We start from the raw sequence: 6,654 nt of genomic DNA on the forward strand, positions 1-6,654 counted from the left end.
TCATTAGCCTAAAATCATTATACCTAATCGTCATTGGTTCGCATATCGTCTTTTATTGAATAAGTGGAGCTGTTAGAAAAAGCATCCGCAACTTGGTTCAATTAACCGAGTTGCGGATGCTTTTGTTAAATTACTTATTATGAACAAAATCAACGACGTTACGACCAACGACTTTATTGTCTTTTAATTCCTGAATCATGTCATTGATTTCTTCGAGTTTCCGAGTTTTAACGATTGGTGTGACCTTTCCTTCAGCACCAAATTGGAAACATTCAGCAAGGTCTTGACGCGTGCCGACTAATGAACCAGCGACAATAATCCCATCAAGGACAGTCTTTGCGATGTTCAACTTCATGTCACCTTGTGGCAAGGCTACGGCAACTAAACGACCATCTGGACGAAGCGAATCAACGGCTTGGTCAAAGGCTTCAGCAGCTACCGCAGTAACCACAGCAGCATGAACTCCGCCAACTTTTGTTTGGATTTGTTCGGCAACATTGTCATCATGACGATTAATTAAAACTTCAGCACCGTTTTCTTTAGCAGCTTGCAGTTTATCTTCATTCCCGTCAACAACGACAACATGGCAACCAAAGACATTGTGGGCAAATTGAACAGCCAAGTTACCAAGACCACCAGCACCAACGATAGATACCCATTGTCCAGGCTTAACATCGGCAACTTTTAAGGCCTTGTAAACAGTTACGCCGGCACAAGTTAAAGAAGTTGCTTGAACTGGATCAAGGCCTTCTGGAACTTTAACCGCATAGTCGGCTGGTACAATACATTGTTCTGCCATCGCACCATCAGCGGTGTAACCAGAGTTAACAACTTCCCGACAGAAGGTTTCCCGACCAGTTAAACAGTATTCACAGTGTCCACATCCCTTGTAGAACCAAGCGATTGAAACGCGGTCGCCAACCTTTAAGCTGGTAACCCCAGGAGCAACTTTTGAAACCCGACCGACCCCTTCGTGTCCGATAATTCGACCTGGTTTTTCACCGAAGTCACCGGCAGCGACGTGTAAGTCGGTGTGGCAAAGGCCACTATATTCCATGTCAACAAGGGCTTCGCCTGGTTCTAAATCCCGTAATTGAACATCCTTAACGGTAACATAACCATCAACTGGATCGTTAATAACTGCAGCTTTCATAGTATAAAGACTCCTTTGTTTCTAGGTTTTTCATTTACATTGTTAATTCTAGTGTAAAGGAAAAGCGATTTCAAGGAATTTGTGACAAAAATCACATTAAAGTTGACTAAAATAAAAGCATTGCTGCCAAAACAATGCTAAATTTACATTTTTTATCACAAATTATTTACGAGCATGCAGACTAACTGTTAAAAGATGTAGTGAGATGGATAACATCGCAAAGAAAATGCAGACAAAGGCAATATAATTACCCCAAAATCCCGCTTGCCAATGAAAAACCCAGCTAATCAGGGCTTGGATACCCATGGTGATCAAGGTCATTATAGCAACCACCGCAAATAGAAGAAGATAACGTTTCATGGTCTCATCATCCTTTCGTTGAAGTTGACTTAGTTTTTGGCCTAAGTTTTTTAACTGAGTGGCCTTTTTATCAGGAAGTTTAGTTAATTCCCAAGTGTCAGTTAAAACAACTTCACCAGATTTATGTAGGCCGGCAGTTGTCATTACTTTATCAACTTGGTTAAAGGTCGCATTAGTGATGCCATCAGTTAGATTGGTCCATTTAGAAGCGTAACAGTTAGTTAAAGTGACGTAATGTTTATCGCGATATTGGCCTGGGTGCATGCCACCACGATGATCGAATCGGACGATCCGTGGTCGAATGCAATCAAAAAAGTGTTTCATTTCACCGGACAGACCACCCCAATAGGTAGGAGCAGCAATGACCCAAATATCGCTTTCTTTTAGGGTCCGCTCGATTTCATCTAAAACGGGGTTGGCTTGCCCTGGAATATCAGGCTGGATAACTAATTGATTGAGGTCAATCGTCGTTGTTTCGATGTCATGGGGGATTCCCGACCACAAGGCATTGAGCATTTGTTTGGTTAACCCACTAGCCTGATGAGCCCCGAAGATACCAACAATTTTCATCCTGCTTCCTCCGTTAATTACAAGTTGAGATGAGCGCATTGATATTTAGCTTGAGGATTAACCCATCGATTTACCCCCGCTAATAGTTCTAATTGATCACCAGTGCTATAAAAAGTTGACTGGGGATCACTCTGGTCTGCTAATTGGTCAGTTTGTGCTAATCGGGAATGGACCGTTTTGACAGTTTCTTCGGCTGGATCAATTAAGACCACTTCTTTTCCTAAACAATGGTGAATTTCATATTCTAAGAATGGGAAATGGGTGCAACCTAAAATTAAGGCCGACACCGGTTGCTCCTTAAAAATAGCGAGCGCATTATTAACCATTTGTTGAGCTTGAAAAGTCCCCGTAAGGCCGTGTTCAACCACTGAAACAAGGGGTTGGGTGGCCTGACTAACTACGTTGGTTTCTGGTACCAAGCGATGGAGTGCTTGCGCATACGCTTGGGAGCGAATAGTTGAATCAGTAGCAATGACTCCAATACGTGACGTTTGGGCAACCTCAATGGCAGCACGGGCCCCTGGTTCAATGACCCCAATTACTGGGATGGGAAGCTGAGCTTGTAAGATTGGTAAAGCGGCAGCCGTCGCAGTATTACAAGCAATCACTAATAATTTAACGTTTTGAGCTACTAAATATTGACTAATTTTGAGAGCTAACTCCCGAATGTTTTCAGTCGTTCTAGTTCCGTAAGGGAAATGTTGTTGATCGCCAACAAATATGATCGATTCATGCGGTAATTCTTGCATCAAAACTCGGACAATGGAGAGTCCGCCAATTCCCGAGTCCATGACACCAATAGGTCGATTATCCATACTAAAAAGCTCCTCTCGAACCATCATCATAACATATTTAGAAGAGATCAGTTTAATAAGTGAACGATTTAATTTAAAGATTATGGATAAAAATTATTAATGTATTTTTGTTTTATGATTTTTATGTATATATTTTAATAATCATCTAATTGAATGCTTGTGTTATAATTAAAAAAATACTAATTTTTTTATTATCTATAAGGAGGAAATCGTCATGAAGTTTTGTCCGAATTGTGGTGTCGCAGTGGAGGAAGGTGCCAAGTTTTGTTTAAACTGCGGAACTTCATTAACTAAAGAAACAACTTCTGTAGATGAAGGAACTAGTCAACCTGCTGAAGTGACCGTTGAAAAGGCCTCGAATTTAAATGATTCCGGAACAATATGGTGGGGTGTTTTAGGGTTTTGTGTTCCCTTAGTAGGCTTAATACTATGCTTAGTATGGAAAAAAACAACGCCCAACAATGCTAAATCGGCTGGCTATGGTGCTGGAATTGGTTTGGCATGGTCAGTCATTTTCTGGATTTCAACCGCAATTGCTACTGCCTTAGGGGCTGCTTAAACGAAACAATGGAGGGAAATCATGAAAAAATTATGGTTCCAGAATAAAAAGGTCTGGGGATGGATCATCGGAGTTCTAGTAGTAATCACCTTGATTTTTGATGTGGTAGTTTTTGTGAGCGCGCGGGAAACCAAGAATGCGACTCAGAGTTTAAGAAATACGACTTCAACGACAATGTCGACCACTCAGAGTGGGGAGACAACGGATTCCAAGAATTCAATCACTTTGAGTGGTGAATCATATAAGTATACCCAAAAGAAAACTTATACTGTAAATCAGACAGATTCGTCCTGGACCGACTATGCAGATCTTACCATCAAAAAAGTCACTTTGTATCGTTTATCGGCGAGCCAAAAAATTGGTTACTCAGGTAAGTCAGGGAATACGATCGTAGTCATGGATCTATCAGTGGCAGCGAAAAAGGATGTCGATCCCCTTTTAAATATTTCTAGTTTATCTGTTGATGGTCAACAAGCGGATGCTGCTATTGTCGGCGGAAGTGATTTTAGCGGTGATATTAATGCTGGGGTAACAAAGGACGGGTCCTTATACTACATTTTTGATAGTAATGATGACTTAAGTAATTTCACGAAAGGCTTACGGTGGAAGGGCGAAATCTTCCCCGCTGATAGTAATGACACCAATACTAAAGAATATGATTTAAGCCTTGATTTGTCATAATTGGGTAAGAAACACTAAATTCAGATTTTAAATGTCTGATGAGATTAAAGTAATTGATATTTACTTAATAATTGTTATAAAAGTTAGCACCTAGTAGATAACTTTCTACTAGGTGCTTTTCTTTTGTAAATATTCGTGAGGAACGTCCAATCCGTTACTTTAGGAATATACAAATTACTCACTTATGATGTAAATGTGAAATTATATTGATCCTTATATGCAAAAAAGAACTTAATTTTATTTTATTTATCAAACGATAATTTGGTATATACCTTTTCATCTAGGAAAATGATAAATATTACTATTTCTAGATAAGTACACATTTTTAAATATGTGTATATATCCCTCTTAACCTAGTAGTTTAAAATATATTCGTAAATAACAGATGATTAATTGGGAATACATCATCAAGTACAAAATGAAGAAAGATGTTGGGAGGAGCTTATGAAGAAGAAAAATCAAAAATATTTTGGGATATATAAAGAGGCTGATCGGGATACTCGGGTAAAAATGTACAAATCAGGGAAACAATGGGTTTGTTCATTACTCTCTCAAATCTCATTGTTCCACTTTTTGAAAATTAAAGGTAATGAAGGAAACCAGCGAGTTGTAGAAACGGATTACCGTAAATCTTCGGCCAAAACTAAAGAGCTGTTAAAAGGCTTAACAGCCATGGGTGCACTGACTGGCGGGGCATATGCCATGCAACAAACAACTTTTGCGGATACCAATCCTGGATCAGTAATGATATCGAACGCGACGACCTCTACGTTAGCGACCACGGATAAAGTAAATCTAACTTCAGGAGTGGCAGATTCATCAAGTTTGGTTGGTCAGGAATCTAATTCGCAGTCCAAGGACCAGGGTAGACTTTCTGAATCTTTGAGTGAAAGCTCGTCTACTAGCACTAGTATTAGTAAAAGCGAAAGTTTATCAACTAGCGTTAGCCAAAGTGAGCGTCTTTCTGAATCAGTATCAACTTCTAAAAGTCAGCTATCGACGGATTCTGTAGTTGAATCGAGAACTTCCACGTCCTCAACTAGTGAAGGTTCTTTATTGGAAGGATCAAATTCGGAGATTTCAGTTAATAGTGAAGTAGCAACCGGGACGGACACAGTCAAGCTAGGCGAATATGAAACGGTTGGATTAACGCCTAATTTATTAGCGACTTTAAATGAGTCAAAGATCACTACTACTAACGCAACTAATGCAAGTTTATTCCGACGTAATCTGATGTTGTTGGCAATGAATGATACAACGACGAATGATCAATTGGTTAGTGATGTTAATTTAAAAATCTATGTTGATAGTACCATTTATCCACAAAAACAAGGGACTTTGGCTATTGGTGGAAGCATGCATATTAACGATGGTGCTCAAACTGGTGATACGATAACGGTTCAATTATCAAATAATCTGAACCTAAATGGGATCAGTGCTGATGGGACCAAACAGCCAATGAATTTAGTGGCACCGGATGGTTCGATTGTGGCGACCTCATCATATGATGCCACAACAAACCAATTAACCTTCACGCTAACCGATTATGTACAGACCCATACGAATATTAATGCGAGTTTCGTTTCGCCAGCCTGGATTGACATGATCAATGTTCCTTTTAGTGGATCGCAGACATTAACAATCTCAATGGGTGGCAGTACAAATTCAGCGACTACTTATGTCAGTTATGTTAAACCTAGCGAGACGATATTAAATACGACTGGAATCTCGACAGAATCATGGTTGTACAATGTGGGAAATGGGCGCTATACGCAGACGGTTTACGTTAACCAAAATGGTCAGTATTTATATGGTAATAATGGGGTTGGCACTGCATACACATTGATTGGTGGAGCTAACCTTACTGAGACTAGTCCTAATGCAATCGAAGTGAATACCAATGATACTTCAATTAAAGTCTATCGGTTATATGATAATGTTACACCGCCAGCAAGTATGGAGACTACGGACTGGAGCCAATACGGGGTTGATGTTACCTCAACTTTTAATGGCTATATATCATATGCTAATAATCAGTACACATTGCAATTCGCCCCGGGATCGAATCGATATGTGGTAGTGGTTGAGGGGTCATATGCTTCTACGGCTAATGAAAGTGGATCCGGAATTTACACCCGAAATCAACTTTTTGCGAATAACTCAAATTTCTATTGGGATAACTTTAACGTCTTGTTTACTGGTACCGGACAAGCCTCTGGCGAAGATACATACAATTCTGTGAGTGTTAGTCTGTCGGAATCAACGAGCGCCTCCACAAGTCACAGTATCTCTCAAAGTACCAGTACTTCTGAAAGTGCCTCAACTAGCACATCTTTAAGTGCTTCTACCAGTAAATCGCTCAGCACTTCCACGAGTGAATCGTTAAGTGCCTCGACGAGCGAATCCTTGAGCGCATCGACAAGTGAATCGTTGAGTGCCTCGACAAGTGAATCACTAAGTGCCTCCACCAGTGAATCACTTAGCGCATCGACAAGTGAATCGCTCAGTGCCTCGAC

Annotated in this window: 6 protein-coding genes; 3 read left to right on the top strand and 3 right to left on the bottom strand. The window is 40.2% G+C overall.

What is annotated here, in order from left to right; all coding sequences use genetic code 11:
- Positions 1-130: 130 nt before the first annotated feature.
- The 3 genes from adhP to murI all read right to left on the bottom strand — a co-directional run bounded on the left by adhP (position 131) and on the right by murI (position 2,898).
- The gene (adhP, locus tag FC60_RS08835; RefSeq protein WP_056938014.1) at positions 131-1,153 is read right to left on the bottom strand and encodes an alcohol dehydrogenase AdhP; all 1,023 of its coding nucleotides are present in this window, start codon (positions 1,151-1,153) and stop codon (positions 131-133) included.
- Between the two features lie 162 nt (positions 1,154-1,315).
- Positions 1,316-2,083: a flavodoxin family protein gene (locus tag FC60_RS08840; protein ID WP_056938015.1), complete on the bottom strand. Its 768-nt coding sequence runs from the start codon at positions 2,081-2,083 to the stop codon at positions 1,316-1,318.
- 17 nt (positions 2,084-2,100) lie between these two features.
- The gene (gene murI, locus FC60_RS08845) at positions 2,101-2,898 is read right to left on the bottom strand and encodes a glutamate racemase (RefSeq protein WP_056938016.1); all 798 of its coding nucleotides are present in this window, start codon (positions 2,896-2,898) and stop codon (positions 2,101-2,103) included.
- 214 nt (positions 2,899-3,112) lie between these two features.
- Here murI and FC60_RS08850 point away from each other — a divergent pair, with 214 nt between their 5' ends.
- The 3 genes from FC60_RS08850 to FC60_RS08860 all read left to right on the top strand — a co-directional run.
- A complete protein-coding gene (locus tag FC60_RS08850) occupies positions 3,113-3,457 on the top strand; it encodes a zinc-ribbon domain-containing protein (RefSeq protein WP_056938017.1) in 345 nt (114 codons plus the stop codon).
- Positions 3,458-3,478: 21 nt separating this feature from the next.
- Positions 3,479-4,138: a hypothetical protein gene (locus FC60_RS08855; protein WP_056938018.1), complete on the top strand. Its 660-nt coding sequence runs from the start codon at positions 3,479-3,481 to the stop codon at positions 4,136-4,138.
- Positions 4,139-4,582: 444 nt separating this feature from the next.
- Positions 4,583-6,654: Ig-like domain-containing protein (locus FC60_RS08860; protein ID WP_056938019.1), on the top strand; the 2,072-nt coding region annotated here is incomplete at its 3' end.

Source organism: Limosilactobacillus gastricus DSM 16045 (assembly GCF_001434365.1).
Taxonomy (GTDB): domain Bacteria; phylum Bacillota; class Bacilli; order Lactobacillales; family Lactobacillaceae; genus Limosilactobacillus; species Limosilactobacillus gastricus.

Coding starts and splice junctions, on each gene's coding strand:
- adhP (WP_056938014.1), bottom strand. CDS start 1,153: ATGAAAGCTGCAGTTATTAACGATCCAGTTGATGGTTATGTTACCGTT.
- FC60_RS08840 (WP_056938015.1), bottom strand. CDS start 2,083: ATGAAAATTGTTGGTATCTTCGGGGCTCATCAGGCTAGTGGGTTAACC.
- murI (WP_056938016.1), bottom strand. CDS start 2,898: ATGGATAATCGACCTATTGGTGTCATGGACTCGGGAATTGGCGGACTC.
- FC60_RS08850 (WP_056938017.1), top strand. CDS start 3,113: ATGAAGTTTTGTCCGAATTGTGGTGTCGCAGTGGAGGAAGGTGCCAAG.
- FC60_RS08855 (WP_056938018.1), top strand. CDS start 3,479: ATGAAAAAATTATGGTTCCAGAATAAAAAGGTCTGGGGATGGATCATC.